19 protein-coding genes are annotated in these 26,867 nt (G+C 72.6%); 12 read left to right on the forward strand and 7 right to left on the reverse strand.

The window, feature by feature from the left end; genetic code table 11:
• Nucleotides 1-4 precede the first annotated feature (4 nt).
• From drmC to D476_RS0113440, 5 genes are all read left to right on the forward strand, one after another.
• The gene (gene drmC / locus D476_RS0113420) at nucleotides 5-793 is read left to right on the forward strand and encodes a DISARM system phospholipase D-like protein DrmC (RefSeq protein ID WP_017624455.1); all 789 of its coding nucleotides are present in this window, start codon (nucleotides 5-7) and stop codon (nucleotides 791-793) included.
• Complete coding sequence (locus D476_RS0113425) at nucleotides 790-2,610, forward strand: N-6 DNA methylase (RefSeq protein ID WP_017624456.1); 1,821 nt, start codon at nucleotides 790-792, stop codon at nucleotides 2,608-2,610. Before drmC ends, D476_RS0113425 begins: the two co-directional genes overlap by 4 nt.
• Nucleotides 2,611-2,688: 78 nt before the next feature.
• A complete protein-coding gene (locus D476_RS0113430; protein ID WP_017624457.1) occupies nucleotides 2,689-4,239 on the forward strand; it encodes a serine/threonine-protein kinase in 1,551 nt (516 codons plus the stop codon).
• A 67-nt stretch (nucleotides 4,240-4,306) separates the two neighbouring features.
• Nucleotides 4,307-6,406 (forward strand): UvrD-helicase domain-containing protein, encoded by a 2,100-nt coding sequence (locus tag D476_RS0113435; RefSeq protein WP_017624458.1) that lies wholly within the window; start codon nucleotides 4,307-4,309, stop codon nucleotides 6,404-6,406.
• A gap of 57 nt (nucleotides 6,407-6,463) precedes the next feature.
• Nucleotides 6,464-8,731 carry a GmrSD restriction endonuclease domain-containing protein gene (locus D476_RS0113440; RefSeq protein ID WP_017624459.1) on the forward strand — a complete coding sequence of 756 codons (2,268 nt, stop codon included), beginning with the start codon at nucleotides 6,464-6,466 and terminating at the stop codon, nucleotides 8,729-8,731.
• A gap of 120 nt (nucleotides 8,732-8,851) precedes the next feature.
• Here the strand turns inward: D476_RS0113440 and D476_RS0113445 are convergent, their stop codons facing one another.
• Together D476_RS0113445 and D476_RS0113450 are read right to left on the reverse strand one after the other, a co-directional pair.
• A complete protein-coding gene (locus D476_RS0113445; protein ID WP_017624460.1) occupies nucleotides 8,852-9,370 on the reverse strand; it encodes a hypothetical protein in 519 nt (172 codons plus the stop codon).
• On the reverse strand, nucleotides 9,367-10,245 hold the full coding sequence (locus tag D476_RS0113450; RefSeq protein ID WP_017624461.1) for an HAD family hydrolase: 879 nt from the start codon (nucleotides 10,243-10,245) through the stop codon (nucleotides 9,367-9,369). Before D476_RS0113450 ends, D476_RS0113445 begins: the two co-directional genes overlap by 4 nt.
• Before the next feature lie 247 nt (nucleotides 10,246-10,492).
• Here D476_RS0113450 and D476_RS0113455 point away from each other — a divergent pair, with 247 nt between their 5' ends.
• From D476_RS0113455 to D476_RS33210, 4 genes are all read left to right on the forward strand, one after another.
• On the forward strand, nucleotides 10,493-11,503 hold the full coding sequence (locus D476_RS0113455; RefSeq protein WP_017624462.1) for an endonuclease/exonuclease/phosphatase family protein: 1,011 nt from the start codon (nucleotides 10,493-10,495) through the stop codon (nucleotides 11,501-11,503).
• A gap of 87 nt (nucleotides 11,504-11,590) precedes the next feature.
• On the forward strand, nucleotides 11,591-14,203 hold the full coding sequence (locus D476_RS0113460) for a penicillin acylase family protein (protein ID WP_192826383.1): 2,613 nt from the start codon (nucleotides 11,591-11,593) through the stop codon (nucleotides 14,201-14,203).
• A gap of 206 nt (nucleotides 14,204-14,409) precedes the next feature.
• Nucleotides 14,410-16,629: an McrB family protein gene (locus D476_RS33205; protein WP_152529339.1), complete on the forward strand. Its 2,220-nt coding sequence runs from the start codon at nucleotides 14,410-14,412 to the stop codon at nucleotides 16,627-16,629.
• On the forward strand, nucleotides 16,622-17,860 hold the full coding sequence (locus D476_RS33210; protein WP_017624465.1) for an McrC family protein: 1,239 nt from the start codon (nucleotides 16,622-16,624) through the stop codon (nucleotides 17,858-17,860). The genes D476_RS33205 and D476_RS33210 overlap by 8 nt, the downstream gene beginning before the upstream one ends.
• Before the next feature lie 43 nt (nucleotides 17,861-17,903).
• On the opposite strand, the gene D476_RS0113475 is transcribed toward D476_RS33210, so the two are convergent.
• Together D476_RS0113475 and D476_RS0113480 are read right to left on the reverse strand one after the other, a co-directional pair.
• Nucleotides 17,904-19,097 (reverse strand): cation:proton antiporter, encoded by a 1,194-nt coding sequence (locus D476_RS0113475; RefSeq protein ID WP_017624466.1) that lies wholly within the window; start codon nucleotides 19,095-19,097, stop codon nucleotides 17,904-17,906.
• A gap of 185 nt (nucleotides 19,098-19,282) precedes the next feature.
• Nucleotides 19,283-20,611 carry an FAD-dependent oxidoreductase gene (locus D476_RS0113480; protein ID WP_449289404.1) on the reverse strand — a complete coding sequence of 443 codons (1,329 nt, stop codon included), beginning with the start codon at nucleotides 20,609-20,611 and terminating at the stop codon, nucleotides 19,283-19,285.
• Between the two features lie 117 nt (nucleotides 20,612-20,728).
• On the opposite strand from D476_RS0113480, the gene D476_RS0113485 reads away from it, so the two are divergent.
• The 3 genes from D476_RS0113485 (at nucleotide 20,729) to D476_RS0113495 (ending at nucleotide 23,213) form a co-directional block, all read left to right on the forward strand.
• The gene (locus D476_RS0113485; protein WP_017624468.1) at nucleotides 20,729-21,700 is read left to right on the forward strand and encodes a bile acid:sodium symporter family protein; all 972 of its coding nucleotides are present in this window, start codon (nucleotides 20,729-20,731) and stop codon (nucleotides 21,698-21,700) included.
• Between the two features lie 296 nt (nucleotides 21,701-21,996).
• A complete protein-coding gene (locus tag D476_RS0113490) occupies nucleotides 21,997-22,932 on the forward strand; it encodes a chymotrypsin family serine protease (protein ID WP_017624469.1) in 936 nt (311 codons plus the stop codon).
• On the forward strand, nucleotides 22,929-23,213 hold the full coding sequence (locus D476_RS0113495; protein ID WP_017624470.1) for a hypothetical protein: 285 nt from the start codon (nucleotides 22,929-22,931) through the stop codon (nucleotides 23,211-23,213). Before D476_RS0113490 ends, D476_RS0113495 begins: the two co-directional genes overlap by 4 nt.
• A gap of 114 nt (nucleotides 23,214-23,327) precedes the next feature.
• Here the strand turns inward: D476_RS0113495 and D476_RS0113500 are convergent, their stop codons facing one another.
• From D476_RS0113500 to D476_RS0113510, 3 genes are all read right to left on the reverse strand, one after another.
• Nucleotides 23,328-24,767, reverse strand: a complete 1,440-nt coding sequence (locus D476_RS0113500; protein ID WP_017624471.1) for a gamma-aminobutyraldehyde dehydrogenase — start codon at nucleotides 24,765-24,767, stop codon at nucleotides 23,328-23,330.
• Between the two features lie 94 nt (nucleotides 24,768-24,861).
• Nucleotides 24,862-26,376, reverse strand: coding sequence for a purine-cytosine permease family protein (locus tag D476_RS0113505; protein ID WP_017624472.1), 1,515 nt, complete (start codon nucleotides 26,374-26,376; stop codon nucleotides 24,862-24,864).
• A 127-nt stretch (nucleotides 26,377-26,503) separates the two neighbouring features.
• On the reverse strand, nucleotides 26,504-26,867 hold a 364-nt coding region (locus tag D476_RS0113510), incomplete at its 5' end, for a thiamine pyrophosphate-dependent enzyme (protein ID WP_017624473.1).

Consider the following 26,867-nt stretch of genomic DNA (forward strand, 5'->3'; position numbering starts at 1 on the left):
AGGGATGAACGCGACGGTGGACAGCCCCGGCCCCTCCGCCTTCGAGGCGGCGGCGGAGGAGGCGGCCTCCCGCCTGGGCGGCGCGCTCCTTCGGGAGGTCGCGGGGCGGATCGGCCAGGGGTGGCCCGACCAGGCGATCCTGGGCTCCTCCCGGGACTCGGGCGGGGTGGCGCCGCTGTTGGAGGCCCGCAGGTCCGCCAGTGTGCCGCGTGCGGAGGCCGCGGCCTTCCTGCGCGGCCTGGCGGCCGGGTACGCCCGGGGCAGCGGCGCGGTGTCGGTGGAGACCGTGTGGAGCGGCCCGGCCAGCCACGCCGTCCCGACCCGGGCGACCGCGCAGGCCCTTCTGGAGGTCATCGAGGAGGCGCGCTCCGAGCTGGTGCTGATGACCTACTCGGCCCGCCGCAACGACGCCATCCGGCAGGCCCTCGCGGCGGCCGCCGAGCGGGGCGTGCGCATCGACGTGGTCGTGGAGACGCTCGAAGGGGCGGGCAGCGCCCTGGGCGGTGACCAGCCCGGGGCGGCCTTCGCCGGGCTGGACGGGGTCGGCCTGTGGCACTGGCCGCTCGCCCGGCGCACGGAGAAGGGGGCCAAGTCGCACGCGAAGCTGGCGGTCGCCGACCGGCGGGTGCTGCTGGTCTCCAGCGCCAACCTGACCCAGTCCGGGGTGGCCCGCAACATCGAGGCGGGCCTGCTGGTGCGCGGAGGCGAGACTCCCCGGCGGGTGGCCGAGCACATCGCCGAGCTGCGGGCGCGCAAGGTGCTCGCCCCCCTGGCGGCGGGGGGCGCGGCGTGACCCGGGACGCGATGGTCAGCGCCGCCGACATCGCGCGGCTGGCGGGGGTCGGCCGGTCGGCGGTGAGCAACTGGCGCCGGCGGTTCACCGACTTCCCCCGACCGGTCGCCGGGGCGCCGTCCAATCCGCTGTTCGCACTGGAAGAGGTCGAACAGTGGTGCTTGGAGCGGGGAAAGCCGTTCGAGGCCGATGACCTGGACCGGCTTTGGCAGCGGGTGCAGGCGGAGGTGGAGGGCGTCCGGCTCGCCGAGTTCGTCGCGCACGCCGGGGCGGCCCTCAGCGGTGGGCACGGGGCGGGGGTACCGGAGCCGCCGGAGGAGTGGTCCCCGCTCTTCGAGGCGCTCGCCGCAGCGGCCGAGAAGGCCGACGACGGCGCGGTCGGCGTGTTCTCGCGGCTGTGCGAGCGCTTCCGGGCCGCCCGGGAGCGCGCCTCGGAGGTGGAGCCGGAGGTCGCCGAGGCCATGGCGGGGCTGGCGGGCGTCGGGCACGGGTCCTCCGTGCTCGACCCGGCCTGCGGGACGGGCGTGCTCCTGCGGGCCGCAGCCTCCCGAGGGGCCGCCCTGCTGTGGGGGCAGGACCGCGACCCCGCCCACGCCGAGATCGCCCGCGCGCGCCTGGTCCTCATGGGCGGCGATGTGGAAGAGGTGGAGGTCGCCGTCGCCGACTCCCTGAAGGCGGACGCCCTCGGCGACCGACGGGCCGACGCCGTGCTGTGCGACCCGCCCTTCCGCGATCGCCACTGGGGCTGGGAGGAGCTGGCCGACGACGAGCGCTGGGCCTACGGCACCCCGGCGCGCGGCGAAGGGGAGCTGGCGTGGGTCCAGCACTGCCTGTCGCGCCTCCGGCCGGGCGGTGTCGCCGTGGTGCGAGTGCCCGCCTCGGCGGCCCACCGGCCCTCGGGAAGGCGCATACGGGCGGCGCTGGCGGCCTCGGGGGCCCTGCGCAGCGTCACCGAGCTGCCCGGGGGCCAGTCCCTCGTCTGGGTGCTGGAGCGCCCCGACGGGGAGTCCGGGCGGAGCGAGTCCCCGGGGGTGGAGTTCGTGCTGTCCGGCGATACGGCCGAATCGTGCCTGCTCGACCGCGCGGAGCTGGTGGATGAGGCCGACCTGCGCCCCTCCTCGCACGTGCCGCGGAGGGAGCCCGACGCCTCGTACGCGCAGTGGCGCACGGCCCTGCTGTCGGCCGTCAACGGCCTTGCGGAGGCCCCGCCGGTCCTCGTCCCCGGTGACGCCCCCAGTGACCCCGAAGGCTCGGCCGCGGCCGTGAGCAGCGTCGGGGAGCTGGTGGACCAGGGTGTGCTCGAACTGCACACCGCCCCATTGGCCACCCCGGCCGACCGGGGCACCGTTCCCCTGCTCACCCACAAGGACCTGCGCGAGGGCCGCGCCCCCGGCGGCCGCACCGTCGAGTCGGCCGACCGGGTGGTCCTGCGCCCCGGGGACGTGGTCGCCTCCGCCGCGGGCGACGTCTCCCCGCGCGTCGCCGGGGCGGCGGAGTCGGGCGCCGCGATCGGGCCGAGCCTGGTCGTGCTGCGGGCCGACCCCGAACGGATCGACCCGGACTACCTGGCCGCGGCGCTCACCGCGGGCCCGGCCCACAGGCTCCGCAACGACCCCCGCAAGGCCCGCATCGCCCTGCTTCCATTGGAGCGGCAGCGCGCCCACATCACGGCCCTGCGCCGCCTGGCCGACACGGAGAGACGCCTGGCGCACCTGGCCGAGCTCGGCGCCCGCCTGGTCGAGGCGGGGCGGTCGGGCCTGGCCGACCGGTCCCTTGCCCCCGCCCACCCCACGGCCCCCGAGGAGAAACGCCCATGAGCGGCGCCGCCCCCGCCCCCCCGGCCCCTGCTCGCCGAGCGCTACGAGCTCAAGCCGACCCCGATGGCGCGCGGCGGTATGGGCGAGGTCTGGGAAGGGCACGACACCCGGCTGGACCGCGAGGTCGCCGTCAAGTTCCTGCGCTTCCCCGACGGCGAGCACGACCCGGACCTGGTGCGCCGGTTCGTCCGCGAGTCGCGCATCACGGCCCGCCTGTGCCACCCCGGCGTCCCCGGCGTCTACGACGCGGGCACCGAGAACGGGCGCCCCTACCTGGTGATGCAGCGCATCCACGGGATCAGCGTGGCCGACCTGGTGGCCGAGGAGGAGCGGCTGCCGGTCGGCTGGGCGGCGGCGATCGCCGCCCAGGTGTGCGCGGTGCTCACCGCCGCGCACCGCCGGTCGCTGGTGCACCGCGACCTCAAGCCCACCAACCTGATGCTGGAGCCGGACGGCACGGTCAAGGTGCTGGACTTCGGGCTGGCGGTCGCGCTGGACCGCTCCGACGGCTCGCGGATCACCCGGACGGGCGAGTCGCCCGGCACCCCCGCCTACATGGCCCCCGAGCAGGTCATGAGCGGCATGAGCACGCCCCAGACCGACCTGTACTCGCTCGGCTGCACGCTGCACGAGATGCTGACCGGACGCCGCGTGTTCACCGGATCCACTCCGTTCGCGGTCATGCACGGGCAGGTCCACCAGGCCCCGCGCCCGGTGCGGGAGCTGCGCCCGGACGTGCCCGCCGACCTGGACGCGGTGATCGATCGGATGCTCAGGAAGCGGCCGGAGGACCGGCCCGGCGGGGCCGAGGAGGTCTACCGCGCACTGCTGCCCTTCGCGGCCGCGCTGGGGCCGCTGCCGGGGGTCCTCGACCCGCCGTCGGTGCCCAGTCCGACCCGGATGCAGGCCTCGGTCCTTGAGCGGGTCTTCGCCGAGGCGGCCGGTGTCGGCGGGCCGTCCGGGCAGGGAGGGGCCGGGCACGGGGTGGCCGACCGCAGGGCCGGCCCGGTCGAGACCGCCGCCGGGGAGGGCGGCGACGGCGGCACCTCGTCCATGACGCGGCTGGACATCGCCCATGCCCGTTCGGAGGCCGCCGCCCTGTCCGGCTCCTCGCGCTACCGGCAGGCCGCCGACGTGCTGCAGGCCGCCGTGGCAGCGGCACGGGGCGTCTTCGGACCGAACGACGGCGACGTGGTCGAACTGCGCATGGACCTGGCCAACATCCTGTTCGAGGGCGGCGACTTCCGCGCGGCCGAGCCGGAGTTCTCCGCCCTCGCCGCCGACTTGGCCGAGGCCGGGGCCCCGTCCGACGGGTCCCTGGTGTTCCGCTGCCGCTTCCAGGCCGCCACCTGCCGCGCCCTCGCCGGGGAGACGGCGAGCGCCCTGGAGGAGCTGCAGGCGCTGCGGGCGGACGAGGAGCGCGCCTACGGGGCCGATGACGCCCGCCCCCTGGAGCTGCGGCGCCAGATCGGGCTCCTCCAGCGGGGCGCGGGCCAGCACGCCGAAGCCCACGCGACCCTCACCGCCCTGGCCGAGGACCTGTTGCGCATCCACGGGCCCGGCCATCCGACCCTCGAACAGGTCACCGACCTGCTCGACCCCCCGCACGGCGGGCAGGCCGGCGTCTAGCCCCCGGCAGGCGCCCCTCTCCGCACGTCCCCCTCCCCGTGACCCCGGACCCAGAAAGTGAGATCCCATGGCGCGTCTGGCCATCCACCGGAACCTGCTGAGCGACTTCGCCTCCCTGCAGAAGCCCGTCCAGGACCGGGTGAGCGAGGTGTTCTCCAAGTTCGAGAACGCCACGCACGCGGGGCTGCACTTGGAGAAGGTGAACAAGGCGCGCGACGACCGCATCCGCACGATCCGCATCGACAAGTACTGGCGGGGCGTCGTCCTGGCCCCCGAGTCGGGCGACACCTACACGCTGCTCAAGGTCCTCGGGCACGACGAGGCCTACACGTGGGCCGAGCGCAGGCGGGTGTCGGTCAACGGCGCCACCGGCCGCATCGAGATCCGCGACGCGGAGGCCATCGACAGTTCGCTCCCGCAGCTCACCCGGATGGCCGAGAGCGCCCCCCAGCGCCTGTTCGACGGGGTGGGCGATGCCGACCTGGAGCGGCTGGGCGTGGACGAGGAGACGCTGCGGTTCGCCCGCGCGCTGACCGACCCCGTTCAATTGGAGGCGGCGAAGGGCTTCCTGCCTCCGGTGCAGTGGGAGGTCCTCTACGGCCTGGCCAGCGGCATGACCGCCGACGAGGTCTGGGAGGAGATGAGCGCGTCCATCACCGGCGAGCGGATCGACCCCGACGACCTGGACGCCGCCGTGCGCCGCAGCCCGGAGCGCGTCGTGCTGGTCGACGGGCCCGACGAGCTGATGGCGGTCTTCGCCCGCCCGTTCGACCTGTGGCGCGTCTATCTGCACCCCATGCAGCAGCAGGTGGCGCAGGCCCGGTACCGCGGCCCCGCCCGCGTCACCGGAGGGCCTGGGACGGGCAAGACCGTCGTGGCATTGCACCGCGCCCGGACTCTGGCCGAGCGCGGGGAGGGGCGGGTGCTCGTCACCACCTTCACTTCGACGCTGGCCGACTCCCTGTCGGCCGGGCTGAAACTGCTCGCCGACGACGCCCGGACCGCCGAGGCCCTGGAGAACGTCACGGTCGAGCACGTGGACCGCCTGGCGCACCGGGTCTTCCGCGAGGTGCACGGCCAGCCCACGCTCCTGCGGCCCGAGCGCGAGAAGAAGATGTGGAGCGAGATCGCCGAGCGCCTCGGTGTGCCGTTCGGCCCCGGCTTCCTCGGCGAGGAGTGGCGGCAGGTCGTCATCGCCCAGGACATCTCCGACGCTGAGGGATACCTGAGCGCGAAGCGCACCGGCCGTGGCAGACGCCTCGGGGCCACCCAGAAGGCCCGTGTATGGCAGGCGATGTTCGAGTTCGAGCGCGCGCTGGAGAAGGAGGGGCTGTGGACGCACGAGACGGTGTGCGCCGAGGCCGCGCGCATCCTCTCTGAAAAGGACGACAAGCCGTTCCGGCACATCGTGGTCGACGAGGCCCAGGACCTCAGCGCCGAGAAGTGGCGCCTGCTGAGGGCGGCGGCCCCCGAGGACCACGACGACCTGTTCATCGCCGGCGACACCCACCAGCGCATCTACCAGCACCGCATCAGCCTGCGCGACATGGGCATCGCCGTCGCCGGGCGCTCGACCCGCCTGCGGATCAACTACCGCACCACCGCCGACATCCTCGCCTGGAGCCTGGAGCTGCTGCACGGCGAGCCGATCGACGACATGGACGGCGGCCTGGAGACGATCGCCGGGTGCCGCTCGGAGGTCCGGGGCCTCGCGCCCAGGGCCACGGGCTACCCGGACCGCGCGGCCGAACTGCGCGGGGTGGTGGCGACCGTCCGCGAATGGCTGGACTCCGACATCCTCCCCGGCGAGATCGGCATCGCTGCGCGCTCGAACCGGCTGGTCAAGGAGGTCTCCGACGCTCTCCAGGGCGCGGGGATCCCCGCCACGGCGCTCTCCAGCGGCCACACCGACGCAGGCCGCGTCTCTGTGGGGACCATGCACCGGATGAAAGGGCTGGAGTTCCGGTGCCTGGCCGTCGCGGGCGTGGACGCCGACCAGGTCCCTGCGGCCGCCGCCGTCACCTCCGAGGACGAGGACCCGGGTGCGCACGCCGCCGACCTCCTGCGCGAGCGCTGCCTGCTCTTCGTGGCCTGCACCCGCGCGCGCGAACTCCTCAGCGTGTCCTGGAAGGGCGATCCCAGCCCCTACCTGCCGACGGCACGCTGACGCAAACGAGCACGACGTACGAAACGACGAGACGGACGAACCCCCGAAAGGTCGGCCATGGCCAAACTCTCGACCCTCCTCGACCAGATCGACGCCGGGACGGTGCTGCTCCCGGAGTTCCAACGCGGGTACGTGTGGAACCGCGACCAGGTCCGCGGGCTCATGCGCTCGGTGTACCGGGACCACCCGGTCGGCGGACTCCTCCTGTGGGAGACGAGCGCCTCGGACGTGTCCGTCCGGGGCGGAATGGCGGGCACGGGCACCCACCTGATGCTGCTGGACGGCCAGCAGCGCGTCACCTCGCTCTACGGCGTGATCCGGGGCAAGCCGCCGGCGTTCTTCGACGGCGACGAGCGGTCCTTCAGCGACCTGTACTTCAACGTGGACAGCGAGGTGTTCGAGTTCTACGCCCCGGCGAGGATGAGCGGCGACGACCTGTGGGTGGAGGTCACCGACCTCTTCAACACCGGGCTCGCGCCGTTCCTGCAGAAGTTCGCCGCCTACCCCGAGAAGTTCAACGTCTACGTCGAGCGCCTCAACCGGCTGCACCAGATCACCGAGAAGGAGTTCCCCCAGGAGAAGATCACCGGTGCGGACCGCACGGTCGACGAGGTCGTCGAGATCTTCAACCGGGTCAACTCCGGGGGAACCAAGCTCTCCAAGGGCGACCTGGCCCTGGCAAGGATCTGCGCCCTTTGGCCCGAAGCCCGAAAAAAGATGCGGGCGCACCTGGACGACTGGAACACGGCCGGTTTCGACTTCTCCCTGGACTGGCTGCTGCGCAACGCCACGGCGGTCGCCACCGGCCGTGCCCTGTTCAGCTCTCTGGAGTCGGTGGAGGCCGAATCCTTCCAGCGCGCTCTGGCCCAGTCGGTCGAGTACATCGGCGCCTTCCTCGACGCGGCGTCGGGGCGCCTCGGTCTCGACCACGACCGGGTCCTGATGGGGCGCTATGCGGTTCCTGCGGTTTCCCGGCTTCTGTCCCTGGACGGGGGTTCCTTCCAGGACGCCCGCCACCGGGACAAGGTGCTGTACTGGTACGTCCACTCGGCGCTGTGGGGCCGGTTCAGCGGGTCGACGGAGACGCACCTGCAACAGGACTACGACGCCCTCGCCCGCGGCGGGGTCGACGGGCTCATCGCCAACCTGGAGCGCTGGCGGGGCGGCAGTCTGGACATCAACGCCTACGACTTCGAGGGGTCGACCCGCGGATCGCGCTTCTACCCGCTGCTGTACATGCTGACCCGGGCGACCGGCGCACGCGACTTCGGCAGCGGGCTGGAGCTGAAGGCCGAGATGCTCGGCAAGCACTCCTCGCTCCAGTTGCACCACATCTTCCCCAAGGCGCTGCTGCGGGGGAGCTATGAACGGGGGCAGGTCAACGCGATCGCCAACTTCTGCTTCCTGACGCAGAACACCAACCTGGAGATCGCCGACCGGGCGCCTGAGGAGTACCTGGCCGAAGTGGAGGAGCGCTTCCCCGGCACCCTGGCCTCGCAGTGGATCCCCACCGACCCGGACCTGTGGAAGGTCGACCGCTACCTCGACTTCCTGGAGGCCCGCAGGGAGCTGCTCGCCGAGGCCGCCCGCTCCTTCCTCACCGAGCTGCGCTCCGGCGGGCGGGAGGGCGGTGAGGCGCTCGGCCCCGTGACCCTGGTCGCGGACGACGGCGAGAACGACCCGCGTGCGGTACAGGTGCGCGAGCTGGTCGACGAGCTCCTGCGCCTGGGGTGTGCCGAGCCGCGGCTCGACGCGGAGATCGCCGACCCGGTCACCGGACGGGAGCTCGCCGTCGCCGAGGCCTACTGGCCCGACGGCCTCCAGCCCGGCCAGGGCGACCCCGTCGTGTTGGAACTCGACCCGGAGCAGGCCGACCTGCAGCGCCTGCGGGAAATGGGCTATGAGGTGTTCACCTCCCCCGACGCCCTGCTGGGCTTCGTCAACCGGCGCAACGCAGAGGCGGCGGGCGACGAGGAGGGAGCCGAAGGCCAGGAGGGACACGAGAAGGGTGAAGGCGGTGGGCAGGATCGCTTGAAGCGCTTCGACCGGGCGATGCGGGACATCTACGACCGCGCGCGGAACGAGGCCGATTACACCGCGACCTACTTCCTGGGCATGCTCGCCGACCACGGCCCCTTGGAGACGGCTCGCAGGCTGCTCTCGTCCCCGGCGGTATCCGACGGCTTCGCCTCCCTGTGGGAGCGGGGGCGCCTCGACCTGACCGTGGAGGCCCTGGTCTGCCGACCCGAGTACGCCGACCTCTTCAGCGAGGCCGAACTCGGTCGCGCGCGGACCCGGCTGGAGCAGTTCGGCTACCGGCTCTGAGGGCCGTCCCGCCGGTTCACCCGGGCGGTGCCGCAACGGCTCATAGCGGCACCGCCCATGCCGCGGCCGATCCGACCCGCACGCCTCACCCGGGGCAGAGGCTCCCCGGAGGCGGTGCCGTCATGCACCGGCCTGGACGGCCGCCCCCAGAATCAGAAGCACAGCGATCCCGAACCAGTAGAATATGAGCAGCTTACCGGTCGAGTGCAGAACCACCGGCCTGCCCCCTCTCTTCTCCCGCCATTTCCATTGCCCGAACCGCGTCGGGCTGCTCTTACTGATCTGAAGGGTGAGACCGGCGACGGGAAGCTTCTTCCGCAGCTCGTTCTCCAGTTCCTGTCCGTGCCCGACCGCCCCCTTGAGGAGCTGGTGGTACCAGGCGCGGTCGACGAAGAAGAAGGCGCACCACAGCAGCGTCCCCAGGACGAGGACGACGGCCCCGAGTTCGATCGCGAGGCCGAATATCCGTATGACGACCTTCTCCTGCACGGCGACCGCGGCCGCCCCCAGGGCGAAGGTCATTGCGGTCAGCGCGAGCCCGCGGATCCTCCAGCAGATATCATTGAAGTGCTGCTGGACCGCTATGGTCTGTTTCCAGAGTTCTACATAGTGCCCGGTCTCTGAATCTTCCACGGTCACCCCTGGAATTCGAACATGTCGAGCACCTCCGAGAAGCACTCACGGGCGGTCCATGTGGGAACGACGACGGGACGCCGGGCGAGTCGGCGCTCCCGCTCGATGTCCTCGGTACTCCAGTGCGAGACCCGACGGAGGAGCTCGTAACCCTCCCTGTCCTGCGACACCCCGTACCGCGCATGTACGTCGTGAACACCGATCTCCTGGGCCATCGCGACATCCTTCATCAGGCTGTCCCCGATATAGACCACGTCCTCCGGATCCTTGGAATACTCGTCGACGATCGCCCCGAGAATCGCGGGGTCCGGTTTGAGCCGACCTTGCGGCGTGTGCCGGTGCACCGTCTCCACAAGCCCGTACTCCTGCGGCGGGTACCGCCTCAGATCCTCGGGGGTGACGCCTTCCGGGAAATCATGGTCGGGCGACGAGTACAATACGTCGACGACACCGTCGAGTCCCGTCTCCCGTATCCGCCATTCCGTCCAATAGGCGATCGACTCGGTGTAGGCGACGATCGGCACCCCGCGTCGGCGCACCTCTGTCAGCGCACTTTCCACACCACGGTACAGGTGAATCGAGCGCTTACGCACATGATTGAGCGTGTGGACGGCCGCATCGAACACCTCAAGCGGCCGAAGCCCCGCACACTCGGAACGGAGCGACGGCAGTTCATCCAGGAGAAGCGAGTACTCGGTGGTTCCGTGGCGGCGGTGGACCTCGCGCATCTCCCCCTCGAGAACAGATGAGGGAACCCCACTCATCTCACTCAAATGCTCGAGCATGGCCGAAAAGGACGAATGCCACATGTGGAACCAATCCCACAGCGTGTTGTCGAGGTCGGTGACGAGCAGGCTGATGCGGGGACGCAGAGGCGCCATGGAACCTCGCCCTTCCTTCTCCGAGTTCGTCCGACCCCGAGCACGAATACCAGCAACATCGTTTCCACGACATCCCGGCCTCGAACATGAACCGGTGATCACCGCATCGCACGGCACCCTCCCCACGCCCGGACGTGACCACCGAGGACGGTCTGTTTACACCGTCCCCCCGAGCGCGCATGCTGGGGTGGTCAGGGGTTGTGCGGGCTGGAGGAGGAACGCCGGGGGGAGGGAAGCGGGGCCGAGCATGGCCGCTATCCATGTCGCCTGGTGGAACGTCGAGAACCTGTTCGATGTCGAGGGTTCCCCGCGGCGGACCGAGAAGTTGGAGCGGGTCCTCGGGTCGTCGCTGGAGGGGTGGACCGCCGCGGTCCTCGACCGGAAGGTCGACCGGCTCGCGTCGGTCGTCGCGGGCATGGACGACGGGCGCGGCCCCGATCTGCTCGGGGTCTGCGAAGTGGAGAACGAGCACGTGCTGCGCCTGTTCGCCGAGGCGGTCCGCGTCCGTGTGGGCCGCCCCTACCGCGCGGTGCACGCCGACACCTCCGACCGGCGGGGCATCGACGTCGCCTTCCTCTACGACCCGGACCTGCTGGAGGTGCCGCCCGACGCGGTCTACCAGCACGTCGTGGTGCGCCGCACCGGCACCCGGGAGGTCCTCCAGGTCAACTTCCGCACCCGCGCGGGAACGACCTGGGCGGTCTTCGGCAACCACTGGCCGTCCCGCAGCGGAGGGCGGTGGGAGTCGGCCGCGTACCGCGCCGTCGCCGGGGAGACCCTGGCCTACTTCCACCAGCGCGTGCTGGAGGTGCACGGCCCCCGGACCCCGGTGCTGGCCATGGGGGACTTCAACGACGAGCCCTTCGACGCGTCCCTGGTCCAGCACGCGCTCAGCACCCGACAGCGCGCGAAGGTGCTCAACGCGGCGTCGGTGCCGCGCCTGTGGAACCTGATGTGGCCGCCCCTGGGCGGTGGCGAGGCCCCCGACGGCACCGCGGCGGGGCCGACGGGGACGTTCTACTTCAACAACTTCGCCAACATGCTGGACCAGTTCATGGTGAACCGGAACATGGTCACCCGGGGCTCGGCGCTCAGGGCGGTCCCCGAATCGGTCCGGATCGTCCACGAACCCGAGGACATGGTCTCGACGGGCGTCTACCCCTCCCCCGTCCGCTTCGGCGGGGCGGGAAAGCCCGTGGACCCGGACGGCTATGCCGACCACTTCCCCATCGCCATGGACGTCCAGGTCGGCCGGTGACCCGCCCCTCGCGGCACCGCGCGGACGGCGGTCCGCGCCCGCCACCCCGGGCTTCGTCCTCCCGACCAGTCGGTCTATATTGCGCGTATGGTGCGTATCACACGATCCGTCAAACGATGGGTCCTCATCCCCCTGTCCGTGCTCCTCGCGCTCGCCCTTGTGGCGGGCGGAATCGGGACGTGGAGTGTCGTACGCGCCTTTCCGCAGGTCGATGGGGAGATCGCGGTCCCGGGGCTGGAGAGCGCGGTCACCGTGTACCGGGACGGGAACGGGATCCCGCAGATCTACGCCGACACCGCCGAGGACCTCTTCAAGGCCCAGGGCTTCGTCCACGCCCAGGACCGGTTCTGGCAGATGCACTTCAACCGGATGACGACCTCGGGCCGCCTGGCGGAGATGTTCGGCGAGGAGCAGGTGGAGACCGACGTCTACCTGCGCACCATGGGCTGGCGCCGCGTCGCCGAGCAGGAGTACGACCTGCTCCGGCCCGAGACCCGCGCCTACCTGGACGCCTACGCCGACGGTGTCAACGCCTACCTCGCCGGGCGGGACGGCGGCGAGCTGGGGCTGGAGTTCTCCGTGCTCGCCGCGCTGGCTCCGGACCACGAGGTCGAGGCCTGGACGCCGACCGACAGCCTCGCCTGGCTCAAGGCCATGGCCTGGGACCTGCGCGGCAACATGGAGGACGAGATCGAACGCGCCTCCCTGCTGGCCTCCGGGCTCGACCGGGGGCAGGTCGAGGAGCTGTACCCGGACTATCCCGAGGACGACCACCCGCCGATCGTGGACGGAGGGAATGGAGGGGATGGAGGGACCGGAAAGGGCGGCGCCGGGGAGGGAGACGGCCGCGAGGACGAGCCCGACGACGCCCTCGCCCCCGCCGCTCCCCTGTTCCAGGGCGTCGGCGCGGGCCTGGAGTCGGTCCCGTCGCTGCTCGGCCCCTCCGGCCCCGGCCTGGGCTCCAACTCCTGGGTGGTCTCCGGCGACCACACCGCCTCGGGCCTGCCGGTGCTGGCCAACGACCCGCACCTGGGCCCGCAGATGCCCTCCGTCTGGTACCAGACCGGGCTGCACTGCACCTCCACCGGCCCGCAGTGCCCCTTCGACGTCACCGGCTTCTCCTTCGCCGGGCTCCCCGGCATCGTCATCGGCCACAACGCCGACATCGCCTGGGGCTTCACCAACCTCGGCCCCGACGTCGCCGACCTGTACCTGGAGCGGATCGAGGACGGCGCCGCCGTGGTGGACGGCGAGCGCGAGCCGCTGGAGACCCGTGAGGAGACCGTGCGGGTGGCCGGCGGCGAGCCGGTCGGCTTCACCGTCCGCTCCACCCGCCACGGCCCCGTGCTCTCCGACGCCGAGGCGGCCCTGGACCTGCGCGGCATCGGTGGGGCCCCGCCCGTCGACGCCGATGGTGAGCCCGTGGACGAGGCGCAGGACGGCCCCGGGCCGGGTGCGGACGGGGACGGCTACGCGGTCTCGCTGTCCTGGACCGCCCTGACGCCCGGCACCACGGCCGACGCCGTCTTCTCCATGTCCACCGCCTCGGACTTCGGGGAGTTCCGCGACGCCGCCCGCTCCTTCGAGGTCCCGGCGCAGAACCTCATCTACGCCGACACCTCCGGCACCATCGGCTACCAGGCCCCCGGGGCCATCCCCGTGCGCGGCGAGGGCGACGGGCGCTGGCCCGCGCCCGGCTGGGACTCCTCCTATGACTGGGAGGGCTTCATCGACTTCGACGACCTGCCGTCGGTGCGCGACCCCGAGTCGGGCTTCATCGTCACCGCGAACCAGGCCGCCGCCGGTTCCGACTACCCGCACTTCCTCACCGAGGACTGGGACTACGGCTACAGGGCGGCCCGCATCAACGAGCTCTTGGAGGAGGAGATCGACAGCGGGACCGAACTGACGCCCGAGGACATGGTGCGCCTGCAGATGGACACCGCCAACCTCGGCGCACGCGAGGTGGTCCCCCACCTGGTCGATCTCCACCTGGAAAGCGCTCCGCAGGAGGGCGCGGACCCCGCGGTGGCCCAGGCGCTGCTGGCCGACTGGGACATGGACCAGGACGCCGACTCGGCCGGTGCCGCCTTCTACAACGCCGTGTGGAACCGCCTCCTCGACCTGACCTTCGACGAGCTCCCCGAGGAGTACCCGATGGACGGCTCCTCGCGCGGCTGGCTGGTGATGTCCCGGCTCCTCGACGACCCGGACTCCCCCTGGTGGGAGGGCGAGGAGGTGAGCGGCCGCGACGCGGTGATCGCCGAGGCCATGCGGCAGGCCGCCGCCGAGCTGTCCGAGCGCTTCGGACCCGACCCCTCCGAGTGGCGCTGGGGCGCGATGCACACGCTCACGCCCACCCACCCGTCGCTGGGGACGTCCGGCATCGGCCCGGTCGAGTGGCTCTTCAACGGCCCCCCCGTCGAGACCTCGGGAGGCTCCAGCACGGTGAACGCCACCGGCTGGGACCGCACGGAGGGCTATGAGGTGACGTGGGTGCCGTCCATGCGCATGGCCGTCGACATGGCCGACCTCGACACCGCGCGCTGGATCGACCTGACCGGCCCCTCCGGCCACGCCTTCCACCCGGACCGCGGCTCCCAGACCGAGGACTGGGCCGCCGGTGGGACCGTTCCGATGCCCTTCACCCGAGAGGCGGTCGAGAAGGCCGCCGAGAACACCCTCGTGCTCACCCCGTGACCTCGGGCGGGTGCCCCCGACCATTTTCCGGTCTCCGGGCCGAACCCCATTCCCGACGGAGCGGCTGTCCGCGCCATTCGCCGCAGATGAGGGCGGACGCTAGCGTGTGAGCGCCCGCCCCTCCGAGGCCGACCCGCGGCCACAGGGAAAAAGGAAAGGGACAGCCGGTGGCGCCTGCGTACGAAGATCATCCCCAGTTCAAAGCCGTGATCAGAGCCGCCCAGCGGGTCCTCAAGCAAGGGGTGCGCAGCGGATATTCGTCGTTCGATCCGGAGCTGCGCATATGGGCCCCGTCCGTGGCCGCCGAGCTGGACGAAGCCTTCATCGAGAATCTCGACGAGGGGCGGGGCTCCTTCGTCGAGAAACTGCAGCGCCAGCTCAAGGGGCTGTCCGACGAGGCGGTCGTGCTCGCGGCCGAGCTGCTCTACCTGAACATGCTCCCGCTGTCCTCTTCCCAGCTCAGCCCCGAAAGGAAACGGGAGATCATCGACGAGGCCCTCGTCTTGTCGTCCCGGCCGGTGCGGATCCCCGAAGAGCTGGACGCGGCTCTGGAGGGCTTCCTTCTCGGCGGCCAGGCCTTCCTCAACTACCGGTGGGCGCAGTTCGCATTTCTCATCCGCATGGCGAGCCGCCTCATCGGTGACCGTGACGGGGCGGACGGCGGACCCGACCTGCTGTCCGACCCCTGGAACTTCCGCGAGGCCGCACAGGAGGCCGTGTCCGAACTCGGCTTGGGGAACCGCGCGCGGGCCCAGTACAACGTGCTGCTCTGGCTGGCCTTCCCCGAGACGTTCGAGGTCATGGCGAGCGCCGACCACAAGAAGCAGATCCACGCCGCCTTCGGCGGCCGAATCGATGCCCCGACGGGCGATGTCGACCGCGACCTCGCCGCGATCCGCGAGGTGCTCGAAGCCGAGCACGACGGTCCCGTCGACTTCTATGACGAGCCTTTCCGGTCCCGTTGGCAGGGCGGAGAGTCCGCCCAGCGCGGCTGGCTGGTCCGAGGGGCCAACGTCGGCGACGAGAACCACGTGCTCCTGAACCAGGTCCCCCAGTGGCTGCGCGAGGGCTTCGTCTCCGTCTCCTTCATGGAGGTGCCCAGGATCGAGCCCGGCGCCCCGCGCGAGGAGATCCAATCGGTCGTCGCCGAGGCCTACCCCGAGGCGTCGCCGCGAAGCGCAGGCCAGGCGGCGTCGCAGCTCCACGCCTTCCTCACCAGGATCCGGTCGGGCGACCTCGTGGCGACCGTCGACGGCGACCGCGTCCACGTCGGCAGGTTCATCGGCGAGGCCTACTACGATCCGTCGGACGGCCTCCAAGCCGCCCGCCGCCGCAAGGTCGAGTGGAGCCCGAGCACGCTCAGCCGCGCCGACCTCCCGCAGCCGGTCCGCAGCTCCCTCAACCGGCGTACCACGGTCAACGACATCACCGACGCCATCGCCTGGCTGGCCGAGCGTGCCGGGTTGGGCACGGATGTCGGCGACGAGGTCCAGGCCGTCGACGGGACGGTCGACATCGACTGGCCCGCGGACTGCGCCCCCTTGGCCGACCGCCTCCTCTTTCCACGCGGCTGGGTCGCTGAGACGCTCGAACTGCTGCGGGACAAGCGCCAGCTGCTGCTGTACGGCCCGCCTGGGACCGGGAAGACGCACCTGGCCCTCGCACTCGCCGAGTTCGTCGCAGGGGAGGACCGTACCGAGCTGGTCCAATTCCACCCGTCGTTCGCCTATGAGGATTTCGTCGAGGGCCTGCGGCCGCAGGTCCGAGAGGACGGAACCCTGACGTACGCCCCGGAGGACGGGCCGTTCAAGCGCATCGCCGAGGCGGCGCGCCACGACCCCGGGCGCCCCTATCTCCTGGTCATCGATGAGTTCAACCGCGCGAACACGGCCAAGGTGTTCGGGGAGCTGTACTTCCTCCTCGAATACCGTGACAGGCGCATCACCCTCCCGTACTCGCGGGACAGCGCCTCGTTCTCCCTGCCGAAGAACCTGTTCGTGATCGGCACCATGAATACGGCGGACCGGTCGATCGCCCTGGTGGATTCGGCGCTCCGCCGCCGCTTCGCCTTCAGGCCGCTCTCACCCGACAGGGCCCCCGTCGACGGACTGCTCACCCGCTGGCTCGACGAGAACGGAATGGATCCGACGCCGGCCCGGCTTCTTGAGGAGCTCAACAGGCGCGTCGACGACTCTGCCCGACTCATCGGCCCCTCCTTTCTCATGACGCCGCGGACCGGCTCCCGCGAAGGCCTGCGACTGGTGTGGGAGTCCGAGATCATCCCCCTTCTGGAGGAGAGCCGGTACGGGCCGGGGATCGAGGACGCGTTCGGCTTGGAGGTGCTTCTCCGCGCGATCGGGGCCGAGTCGTTCGGCGCGGCCTCGGACGGGTCCGGGACGTCTGGAGGGACCGACCGCCGTGGGTGACGCCCCGCTCGTCATCTCGCTCAAGGAGAGAGGGGACCCGATACCGGTGGACCTCACCTCCGATGAGGCATCGGCGCTGCAGAAGTTCTCCAAGAGGTTCCTGAGCGGGGACGCCGAGGTCGTGAGGATGACCGGGTCGTCGTCCACGCAGTGGCGTGTGGCGGCCGCCACGTGCATCGGCGCGGTCCGGATACCCGTACCGGGGGGCCGCCCCATCCATCTGCACATCCACCCAAAGCTCTCGATCCACCGGATCCTGATGCTGCTGGCCCACGACACCGCCCCGACCTGGGACGAGCACACGATCCCCCTCCCCGAGACCCAGCCCCTCCTGCCTGCGATGGCCGAAGCGTTCGCGCGCTCGTTCGAGCGGGCGAACGGGGGAGGCGTTCTGCACGGCTATCGGACGAGGAGGGAGGAGGCGACCGCGCTCAAGGGCCGCATCAACGCCGCGGAACAGACGAGGCGCAGGGGCCCACTCGCCATGCCGCTCAATGTCGAATACGACGATTTCACCGTCGACCTGCCGGAGAACCGCGTACTGCTGGCTGCGGCGCGGCGACTCGCCTCGCTGCCCGGCCTCAGCCGGTCGGTGGTGTCCCGCCTGCGCGACATCGAACGAGGCCTTACCGGGGTCGCCCCCCTGACACCCGGCGAACCGGTCCCCCTGTGGAACCCCTCACCGCGCAACCGCGGTTTCGAGCCGGTCCTGCGCCTCGCCGAAGCGGTCCTCCGGGGGGAATCGGCGAACCACGAGGGCCGTGGGCAGATGCCGATCGACGGTTTCCTCTTCAACCCGGCGACCTTCTTTGAAAGATTCATCGCCGCCCGCATCGGTGAACGCCTCACTTCGGGCCGAAAGGCGAAGGCGCAGGACAGATCGCACAGCCTCGACCATCTGGGGAGAGTGGAACTGCGCCCGGACCTCGTCGTCTACGATTCCACCCGTCCCGTCGCCGTCATCGACGCCAAGTACAAGAATCTCGATTCAAATCACCATCCGGCCAGGGAAGACCTGTACCAGATGGTCGCCTACTGTGCCGCCGTGGGAGTGAGGAGCGGGCACCTGGTTTATGCCTTCGGCGATGCCGACAAGGGCCGTGAGGAGTACTTCATCCGAGCCTCGGGGATCACCGTCCACATTCACTCGGTCGAACTGCCCGAGGCCCCCGAAGAGATCGCGTTCCGGTTCGACCGTGTCGTCGAATCGCTGCCCGCAACGCCCTCCTGAGCGCGGAGGAGCCGTGCGGGACCCCCCTTCGGCGCCTCCGGCGTCACGGCTCCGCGTTCGCTGCGCGCCGCAGGAGGGCTCCCCCGACCTGGGGGAGCACCAGCACGCTCAGCATCGCCGCGCCGACCAGGGACGCGGCCAGCGCACCGTCCAGGGCGCCGGTCTCCTGGCCGATGGCCGTCAGCACCACCACGAGTGGAAGCGCGGTCGCCGACATCAGGGCCAGCGGCGCCCGCTGCCGCTGGGGGACGTCGCCCTTGGAGAACAGGTAGTCGGGGCCGCCCCGCACGGCCAGGAAGGCGGCCAGGAAGACCGGGACGAGCAGCAGGGAGAGCGGGTCGGCCAGCAGCGCCCGCAGGTCGAAGCGGACGCCGGTCACCACGAAGAACAGCGGGATCAGGAACCCGAAGCCGACCGCGTCCATCTTGGACTCGACCGCCTCGGCCTCGTCGGGGTGGTTGGACGCCAGCATCAGCCGGACGATGACCCCGGCGGCGAACGCCCCCAGCAGCGCGTCCAGCCGCATCGTCGCGGCCACCCACACCAGCAGGACGGTCAGCAGCATGCACAGCCGCACCGCCAGCTGCGCGCTGGAGCCGAGGGTCGCCCGGATGAGCCTGCCCAGCCGCTCCGACGGCGGCCGGGTGGCGCGCCACGCCGCCACCCCCGCCAGCAGGAAGAACCCGGCCAGCAGCAGCGTCCCCTCAAGCGGGCGGTAGCCGCTGAGCAGCACGGCGATGAGCACGATGGGGCCGAACTCGCCCACCGTCCCCGAGGCCAGGAACCGGGTCCCGAACGCCCCCTGGAGCGCCCCCGCGTCGCGCAGGATCGGCAGCACGGTCCCCAGCGCCGTCGTGGTCAGCGCCAGGCCGACGATCAGCGCCGTCTGGGACGCCCCGAACGCCGCGGCGGCCAGTCCCAGCCCGACGGCGACCGACACGAGCCAGGCCGCCAGCGAGCGGCGCAGCGGGCGCCCCGCGATCCGGGCGAAGTCGATCTCGTACCCGGCCATGAACATCAGCAGCGCCAGGCCGAGGTCGGCGAGCATCGCGATCGCCGCGTCCTCGTGGACGACCCCCAGACCGGCCGGTCCCAGGACGATCCCGAAGACGATCTCCAGGACGGTCGCCGGTATCAGCACCCAGCGCGCGAGATGGTCGCTCACCATGGGCGCCAGGAAGGCCGCCACCAGGATCACGAGCAGCATGCCCAGCGCCTCAGCGCCCGCCTCTTCCATCTGTCCCCCTCCGCCGAACGCAGAGGAACCCTATGCGTGCAGGTCAGGCCCCGCCCGGGGTGACACGCCCACGGCCGGGGACGGCGCAGGGGGAGGGGGTAGTCGAACCTGCGCGCCCGGAGCGGGCGCGGTCGGGCCGGGCGCGGTCGGGCCGGGCGCGGTCAGCGCAGGCCCGGTCGGGCGGGTCAATCCTGGGCGGGGTGCGCGTCGGTGAGCGGGGCGTCCCAGTCCAGCGCGCGCGACAGCGCCTCCTCGTCCCTGCGGGCGGTCTCCGGGTCCACCGGCTCCACCGGCCGTTCCCGGCTCATCGCGTGGCTGCGCCGCACGTTCTCCTCGACACGGTGCCTGCGGACCCGCTCATAGGCGGTGAGGGCCGCGTCCACCCCATTGCGGTCGCGCAGCGCCTTGGCCAGCACCACGGCATCCTCGGCCGCCATCGACGCGCCCTGCCCCGTGGCCGGGGACGCGGCGTGGGCGGCATCGCCGATGAGGAGCGCCCTCCCCTTCCGCCAGGGGCCGCCGGGCGGGATGTCGTGGGCGTTGGTCGCCATGACGCGGTCCCCCGTCGCCTCCACGATGCGCGCGGGCACGGGGGCCTCCCCCAGGGCGGGCATGAGTCGGCGGGCCCACACGCCGGGCTCCGGGGCCGACAGCTCACCCCGGGCCAGCTCCCGCGCGCTCAGCCTGGCGAACCAGAACACCTCCCCTTCGGGGGAGACGGTGTATCCGAAGAACCAGCCCGCGCCGCGGATCATGTCGATCCGCCCGCGCGCGTGCGGGGGCTCGTGTTCGCGCGTATAGCCGTAGTAGATGTTCTGTCCCGCGTAGCGGCAGGGGGGGGGGNCGACGTGGCCCCGCACCGTGGAGCCGAGGCCGTCGGCGCCGATCAGCACATCGCCGGTCGCCTCGGCGCCGCCGGAGAACACGGCGGCCACGCCCCCGTGTCCGTCGTCCCGGGCGGAGGTGAACCTCTCCCGCCGGCGCACGCGCACCCCGCGGTGCAGGGCCTCCTCGTACAGGGCCCGGCGCAGGTCGGCCCGGCGCAGGCAGCGGAACCGGCTGAGCGGGTCGCCGGGGGTGTCCAGCCTCCGCTCGGCGACCACCTGCCCGCCCGGCCCCGACAGCCGCAGGTCGGTGAGGGCGAACCCGGCCCCGGCCACCCGTTCGGCGGCGCCCAGCCGGTCGAGGGCGCGCATGCCGTTGCCCGCGATGGTGAGGAACGCGCCGATGTCCTCGCCACTGCGCGGGTGCGCCTCGTGCACGGAGCTCTGGGCGCCGATCCGGTCCAGCGCCAGCGCCGCCGCGAGCCCGGCTATGCCTCCTCCGACGATGACCGCGCGCACCGCCGCACCACCTTCCCGAACGTGCCTCAGGTCCGAGGACCGCTGTCCCTGCCCCGGCTCCTTCCCCGTCTCCGGGCGCCCTCCCCCTGCGGACGCGGGGATCGGGGCGCGCCTTCCGCCCTCCGCGCGGCCGGGCGCCCCGCCACGGGGAGGAGGGGGCTGGTCACGCATCCCGGATGCGGCCGACCCGCCGCGACCGGCGGACCGGCGCCGCCGTAGACTGCCGCGGGTCACCGGCGCCGTCAAGCGGCGCGCATGCCTCGTTTCGGGTAAGGATGTGAATCGGCCATGGCGCTCCTGGAACGCGTCGCCTCGTTCGTGGGGCGCTGGTTCGCCCTGCTGGTGCTGGCCGGGGCGGTGGCCGGGATGCTGCTGCCGGACGAGTCCGCCGCGCTCGCCCCGCACATCGCTCTGCTGCTGGGCGTCATCATGTTCGGGATGGGCCTGACCATGCAGCCCGTCGACTTCGCCATCGTGGCCAAGCACCCCAAGGCGGTGCTGCTGGGGGTGGCCTCCCAGTTCCTGGTGATGCCGCTGCTGGGCTACGGCATCGCGCTGCTGTTCGGCTTCGAGCCCCTGCTGGTGGTGGGGATGGTCCTGGTCGGCGCCTCCCCCGGGGGGACCGCGTCGAACGTCATCGTCTACCTGGCGCGCGGCGACGTGGCCCTCTCGGTGGCCATGACCTCGCTGTCCACGCTGCTGGCGCCCGTCCTCACGCCCCTGCTGGTGCTGGGGCTGGCCGGGTCGACGCTCCCGGTGTCGGCGGGCGACCTGTTCGTCTCGATCCTGGAGGTCGTGCTGGTCCCGGTGCTGCTGGGCCTGGTGGTCCGGGCCCTGGCGCGCCGCCTGGTGCTCAGGGTGCTTCCGGTGCTGCCGCTGGTGTCGGTGGGCGGCATCGTCGTCGTGGTCGCCGCGGTGGTGGGCGCCAACGCCGAGGCCGTCGCCTCCACCGGTCTGCTGCTGGCCGCCGCCGTGGTGCTGCACAACATGTGCGGCCTTGCGCTGGGCTACGGGGTCGGCCGCGCGACCGGACTGCCCGAGTCCGCGCGCCGGGCGGTGGCCATCGAGGTCGGCATGCAGAACTCGGGGCTGGCCTCGGCGCTGGCGACCGCGCACTTCGCGCCGCTCGCGGCGCTGCCGGGCGCCCTGTTCTCGGTCTGGCACAACATGTCGGGCGCCCTGGTGGCCACCCTGTGGGCGCGCCGCCCCACCGGGGAGGGCGCCGACGAGGGAGCGGAGGCGGCTCCGCCCGCGCATTAGTCCTGCGACCGGTCCTGCAACGACACGCTCCTATGACGGCCCCGGTGACCTGCCCCGGCCGTCGTCGATCCGGGGGATGCCGACTCGGAGGGGCCGCCCTGTCGGGTCTGTCGTTGCGGTATCAGGGACATCGGCACGGGAGATCAGGCGCCACCGGGGTACAAACGCATGTACCGAGCACCGCGGGGCGCGCCCCTGAGGGCGGGCGCCGCGCCTCAGCGCACTACGACCCGTATCCGATTGTGAGACGTGCGTAGCCCCTTCCCCAGCGGTCCCTCCCACCCCCAGGAGACGCCATGCACCTGGATTCGTGCCGAGAGCTCAAGAACGACCTGCGGGGGCGGATCATCACCCCCGCCGATGTCGCCGCCCCCTACCTCGCCCTGGGGATCGAGGCGGACTCCGAGGGAAGGTGCAGGCTCGCGGTGCGGGTGCGGGAGACCGCGCCCCTCAGCGACCTGCTCGCGCGGATCTCCGACGAGGCCCGGGGCGAGGTCGACGTGGTGGAGGTCGGCGAGATCCGGGCCCTGTCCCCCTTCACCCCGGAGGAGATGCAGAAGCCGCACCGGCCGCTGGCCCCCGGCTGCTCGGTGGGGCACCCCGACATCACCGCGGGGACGCTCGGCGCCTTCGTCGAGGTCGGCGGTGTCGTGCACGCGCTGTCCAACAACCATGTCCTGGGCAATACCGGTGAGGCGCGCATCGGCGACACGGCGCTGCAGCCCGGCGTCGCCGACCGCGGCCGCGACCCCGTCGACCGCTTCGGCGAGCTCGTCGCGATGAGCGAACTGAGGCGGGACCGGCCGAACCGGGTGGACGCCGCGATCGCCCGGATCGACGACGGGGTCGGGCACGACCCCGCGCGCTGCCCCGGCGGACCGATCACCGTGGCCGACCCCGAACCAGGCGGCGCGACCGAGGTGGAGAAGGTCGGGCGCACGACCGGCCACACCCGCGGCCGGATCACCGCCTTCGAGGTGGACGGGCTGCGCATCTCCTTCCCCGGCGGCGAGCTGGTCTTCGACGACCAGCTGGAGGTCTCCGGCACCGCCGGGCCGTTCAGCGCCGGCGGCGACTCCGGGTCGCTGATCTGGGCCCGCGAGGGGCGCCGGGCCGTCGGCCTGCTGTTCGCCGGGAGCACCTACGGCGGCCCCGACGGCACCGGGCTCACCTTCGCCAACCCGATCGGCGCGGTACTGGAGACGTTCGGCGCGCGGCTGGTGGCGCCGTGACGACCCTGCGCCAGGCGCGGCTGGCCAAGGATCTGGTCCGGCGGTGGCTGGGTGCCGATCCGCGGGTGCGGGGCGTGGGCATCAGCGTGGAGCCGGAGATCGGCTTCTCGGTGGAGGTGCTGCTGGAGCGGCCGCTCGACGAGGCGCCGCCGGACCGCCAGCCGGTCGAGGAGCCCGAGGACGGGCCGGACGAGGTCCTGCTGCACTGGCGTGTGGTCGGGGCGATCGGCCCCCTGGGTCGGGAGCCGGGGCCCCGGGGGCAGGAGCCGGGGCAGGGCTGAGCCCCTCCCCTGGCCGGGTCCCCTGGCCGAGCCGCGCCCGGCCCCGTTCCCCGGGGACCGGGCGCGTCGGCTCCGTGCGGCCCTTCCGGGCCCGGTGCCTGCGGCCCGGCGCCGTCAGGCCAGGGCGCTCATCACGTGCTTGACGCGCGTGTAGTCCTCCAGGCTGTAGGCCGACAGGTCCTTGCCGTAGCCCGAGCCCTTGAACCCGCCGTGCGGCATCTCCGAGGTGAGGCCGCCGTGGGTGTTCACCCACACCGCGCCGAAATCGAGTTCGGCGCCCATGCGCAGCGCGCGGCCGTGGTCGCGGGTCCACACCGACGACGCCAGGCCCTGCTCGACCCCGTTGGCCAGCTCGACCGCCTCGCCCTCGGTGGAGAAGGACTGGACCGTGAGGACGGGGCCGAACACCTCCTCGCGCACGATCTCGTCGTCCTGGCGGAGCCCGGAGACGACGGTGGGGGCGATGAAGTACCCGCGCTCGCCCACGCGCTCCCCGCCGGTCTCCACCCTGGCGTGGGCGGGGAGGCGCTCCAGGAGCCCGAGCACCCGGCCGAACTGGTCGGCGTTGTTCAGCGGGCCGAAGTCGGAGTCCTCGTCCACGGGGCGCCCGGTGCGCTGCTCGGCGGCGCGCGCGGCGAGCTCGGCGGTGAACGCCTCGCGGACGGCCTCGTGCACGATGACCCGGCTGGCGGCGGTGCAGTCCTGCCCGGCGTTGAGGAACCCGCCCGCGAGGATGCCTTCGACGGTCGCCGGGATGTCGGCGTCCTCGAAGACGACGGCGGGTGCGTTGCCGCCCAGCTCCAGGTGCGGGCGCTTCAGGTCCTCGGAGGCGGACTTGGCGACCTGGATGCCCGCGCGCGTGGAGCCGGTGAGCGACACGAGCCGCGGGACGCGGTGCTCGACCACCAGCCGCCCGGTGTCGCGGTCCCCCGGCAGGACGTTCAACGCCCCCTGAGGAAGGTGCGGCGCGGCGGCCTCGGCGAGCATGACCGTGGTGGTGGGGGTGCTCTCGGCGGGCTTGAGGACGACGGTGTTGCCCGCCGCCAGAGCGGGGGCGATCTTCCACACCGCCATCATCAGCGGGTAGTTCCACGGCGTGATCTGTGCGCACACGCCGACCGGCTCGCGGCGGATCCAGGAGGTGCAGCCCTCCATGTACTCGGCGGCCGAGCGGCCATCCAGGTGCCGGGCGGCCCCCGCGAAGAAGCGCAGGTTGTCCACGCACATCGGGATCTCCTCCTCCAGCATGGAGGAGCGGGGCTTGCCGGTCTCGCGGCACTCGGCGTCGGCGAACTCCTCGGCGCGCTCGCGCAGGGCGTCGGCGATGGCCAGCAGCGCGTCCTGGCGCCGGGCCGGTGCGGCCTTGCGCCAGGCACCGAACGCGCTCTGCGCGGCCCGCATCGCGGCCTCCACCTCGGTGGGGCCGCAGACGGCCGCGGCGCCCGCGCGCGCTTCGGTCACCGGGTCGGTCAGGGGCATGGTGCGTCCGCCCTCGGGCGGGGCGAAGTCCCCTGCGATGAAGGCCGGAAGGGTGTCGAACTCGCGGGTGCGCATGGCGCTCTCCTCGTGTGGTCGGGGCGCGGTGTGTGGTCGGGGCGGTGGGCGGGGCTCGGTGCCGGGGCGGTCCCCCGGCAGGGGCGGGCCCCGGTCAGCGGGCGGCGGGCTCCGGTTCGGGGCGCTGGGCGTCTTCGGGGTCCGGGGCGCAGGGCACCCAGCGCGGTCCCAGCGGGCCGAACACCCCGCGCGGCTCGGGCGCCGCCACCAGGGCGACCGGGTAGGCGACCGCGGCGGTCACCAGGGCGACGGGCAGGCTGAGGTCGACGCCGCCGGCCAGCCCGCCGAGCGGCCCGACCAGGAGCGGGGTGTTGGCGAACAGCAGCCCCATGGCGGCGGCCAGGCCCCAGGCGGCGCCCGCCCGCCAGTTGATCCCGCGGGTGAACCAGTAGGCGCCGCCCCGGCGCCCCTCGTTGAACACCTGCAGGTCCTCGACCAGGTAGTGGCCCCTGCGGAAGAGGTACCCCAGCATGAGGACCACCATCCACGGCGAGGTCAGCAGCACGATGAGGATCGCCAGCGCGTTGATGGTGTCGACCGCGTCGAAGACGAACGCCCCGGTGAAGACCAGCACCAGGGCCAGCGCCCCCACCACGACGGTGCCCTGGACCCGGTTCAGGCGCGGCACCAGCGAGGAGAAGTCGAGCCCGGTGCCGTACAGGGCGGTGGTGCCGGTGGACAGCCCGCCGATGACGGCCACCAGCAGCAGCGGCACCGCGTACCAGCCCGGCGAGGCGGACACCAGGCCCACGACGTAGTCGCCCGGGTCGGCCACCAGGGTGGCGGTGGCCACGCCGAACCCGAACGGCAGCAGCGTCGCCAGCTGCGCCAGGAAGGGGGCGGCCAGCAGCCGCGGGACGGGGGTCGACGCCGGAATGTAGCGCGCCCAGTCGCCGAGGAACCCGCCGAAGGAGACCGGGTTGGCCATGATCGTCAGCGCCGCCAGCATCCACGTCGGCCAGAAGCCGCCGAGCAGGTACTCCCCCGTGCCGGAGTAGGAGGGGTCGAACGCGCCGCCGTAGGCCACCGCGCCGAGCAGCATCAGGGCGCTCCCGGCGACCACCGCCACCTTGTTGACCAGCAGCATGAACCGGTAGCCGTACACGCACACCGCGAACACCGCCAGCGCGATGGCGCCGTAGGCGGCCGCGCGCACCCCGTCGCCGCCGTCCAGGCCCAGGCGGGCGGCGGCCCCGGCGATCGCGTCGCCGCTCACCCACACCGAGATGGAGAAGAAGGCCACGGCGGTCAGCAGCGACAGCAGCGAGCCCAGGCCACGGCCCACCACGCCGAAGTGCGCACCGGAGGAGACCGCGTTGTTGGTGCGCGTGCGCGGGGCGAACAGCGCCATGGGCGCCAGGATGAGCGCGCCCAGCACCACCCCGGCGGCCGTGGCCGCGGCGGCCGCCCAGAAGCCCAGGCCGTAGGCGATGGGCAGGGTGCCCAGGATGATGGTGGCGAAGGTGTTGGCTCCGCCGAAGGCGAGGCGGAACAGGTCGAGCGGGCCGGAGGTCTGCGCGGCGGGCGGCAGCGGCGCCACACCGTAGGCCTCCACCTCGGTGACGCGCTGGCGCCGCCGCGGCGCCTCGGTTCGCTGGTCGTCGGTCATGGCTCATCTCCTGGAGCGGAGCGAAGGGGACGGGGGATGCCGCCGGGGGCGGAAGGGGCGCGCTCCCGGTGTCCCGGGGGCGGGCGTTCGGGGGCGGGCCGCCGCGGAGCCGGGCCTCAGGGCCCAGTCAGTCCAGGTGGGTGGGGGCGAACATGCGCAGCACGGCGGGCAGCACCACGACACTGGGGCCGGGCGCGGCCAAGGCGGCCGCCAGGTCGTCGCGGAGCCGTTCGACGTCGGACAGGACCGCGGGCACCCCGAAGGAAGCGGCGAGCGCCGTGAAGTCGGGGCGCGCCAGCTCGGTGTGCGAGGCCCGGCCGAAGGCGCCGTTCATGTACTCGCGCAGGATGCCGTAGCCGCCGTCATCGACGATCAGCCAGGTGACGTCGAGGTCGTGCTGGCGCGCCGTGGCCAGCTCGGCGATGCCGTACATGGCGCCGCCGTCGCCGGAGACCGCGAGAACCGGCCCGTCGTGGGCGGCCCCCGCGCCC

Source organism: Nocardiopsis chromatogenes YIM 90109 (assembly GCF_000341185.1).
GTDB classification, from domain to species: Bacteria; Actinomycetota; Actinomycetes; order Streptosporangiales; family Streptosporangiaceae; genus Nocardiopsis_A; species Nocardiopsis_A chromatogenes.

Bases quoted from the DNA above. Each gene is read 5' to 3' on its own strand.
- drmC (WP_017624455.1), top strand. From the start codon at position 5: ATGAACGCGACGGTGGACAGCCCCGGCCCCTCCGCCTTCGAGGCGGCG.
- D476_RS0113430 (WP_017624457.1), top strand. From the start codon at position 2,689: ATGGGCGAGGTCTGGGAAGGGCACGACACCCGGCTGGACCGCGAGGTC.
- D476_RS0113435 (WP_017624458.1), top strand. From the start codon at position 4,307: ATGGCGCGTCTGGCCATCCACCGGAACCTGCTGAGCGACTTCGCCTCC.
- D476_RS0113440 (WP_017624459.1), top strand. From the start codon at position 6,464: ATGGCCAAACTCTCGACCCTCCTCGACCAGATCGACGCCGGGACGGTG.
- D476_RS0113450 (WP_017624461.1), bottom strand. From the start codon at position 10,245: ATGGCGCCTCTGCGTCCCCGCATCAGCCTGCTCGTCACCGACCTCGAC.
- D476_RS0113455 (WP_017624462.1), top strand. From the start codon at position 10,493: ATGGCCGCTATCCATGTCGCCTGGTGGAACGTCGAGAACCTGTTCGAT.
- D476_RS0113460 (WP_192826383.1), top strand. From the start codon at position 11,591: ATGGTGCGTATCACACGATCCGTCAAACGATGGGTCCTCATCCCCCTG.
- D476_RS0113475 (WP_017624466.1), bottom strand. From the start codon at position 19,097: ATGGAAGAGGCGGGCGCTGAGGCGCTGGGCATGCTGCTCGTGATCCTG.
- D476_RS0113485 (WP_017624468.1), top strand. From the start codon at position 20,729: ATGGCGCTCCTGGAACGCGTCGCCTCGTTCGTGGGGCGCTGGTTCGCC.
- D476_RS0113490 (WP_017624469.1), top strand. From the start codon at position 21,997: ATGCACCTGGATTCGTGCCGAGAGCTCAAGAACGACCTGCGGGGGCGG.
- D476_RS0113500 (WP_017624471.1), bottom strand. From the start codon at position 24,767: ATGCGCACCCGCGAGTTCGACACCCTTCCGGCCTTCATCGCAGGGGAC.
- D476_RS0113505 (WP_017624472.1), bottom strand. From the start codon at position 26,376: ATGACCGACGACCAGCGAACCGAGGCGCCGCGGCGGCGCCAGCGCGTC.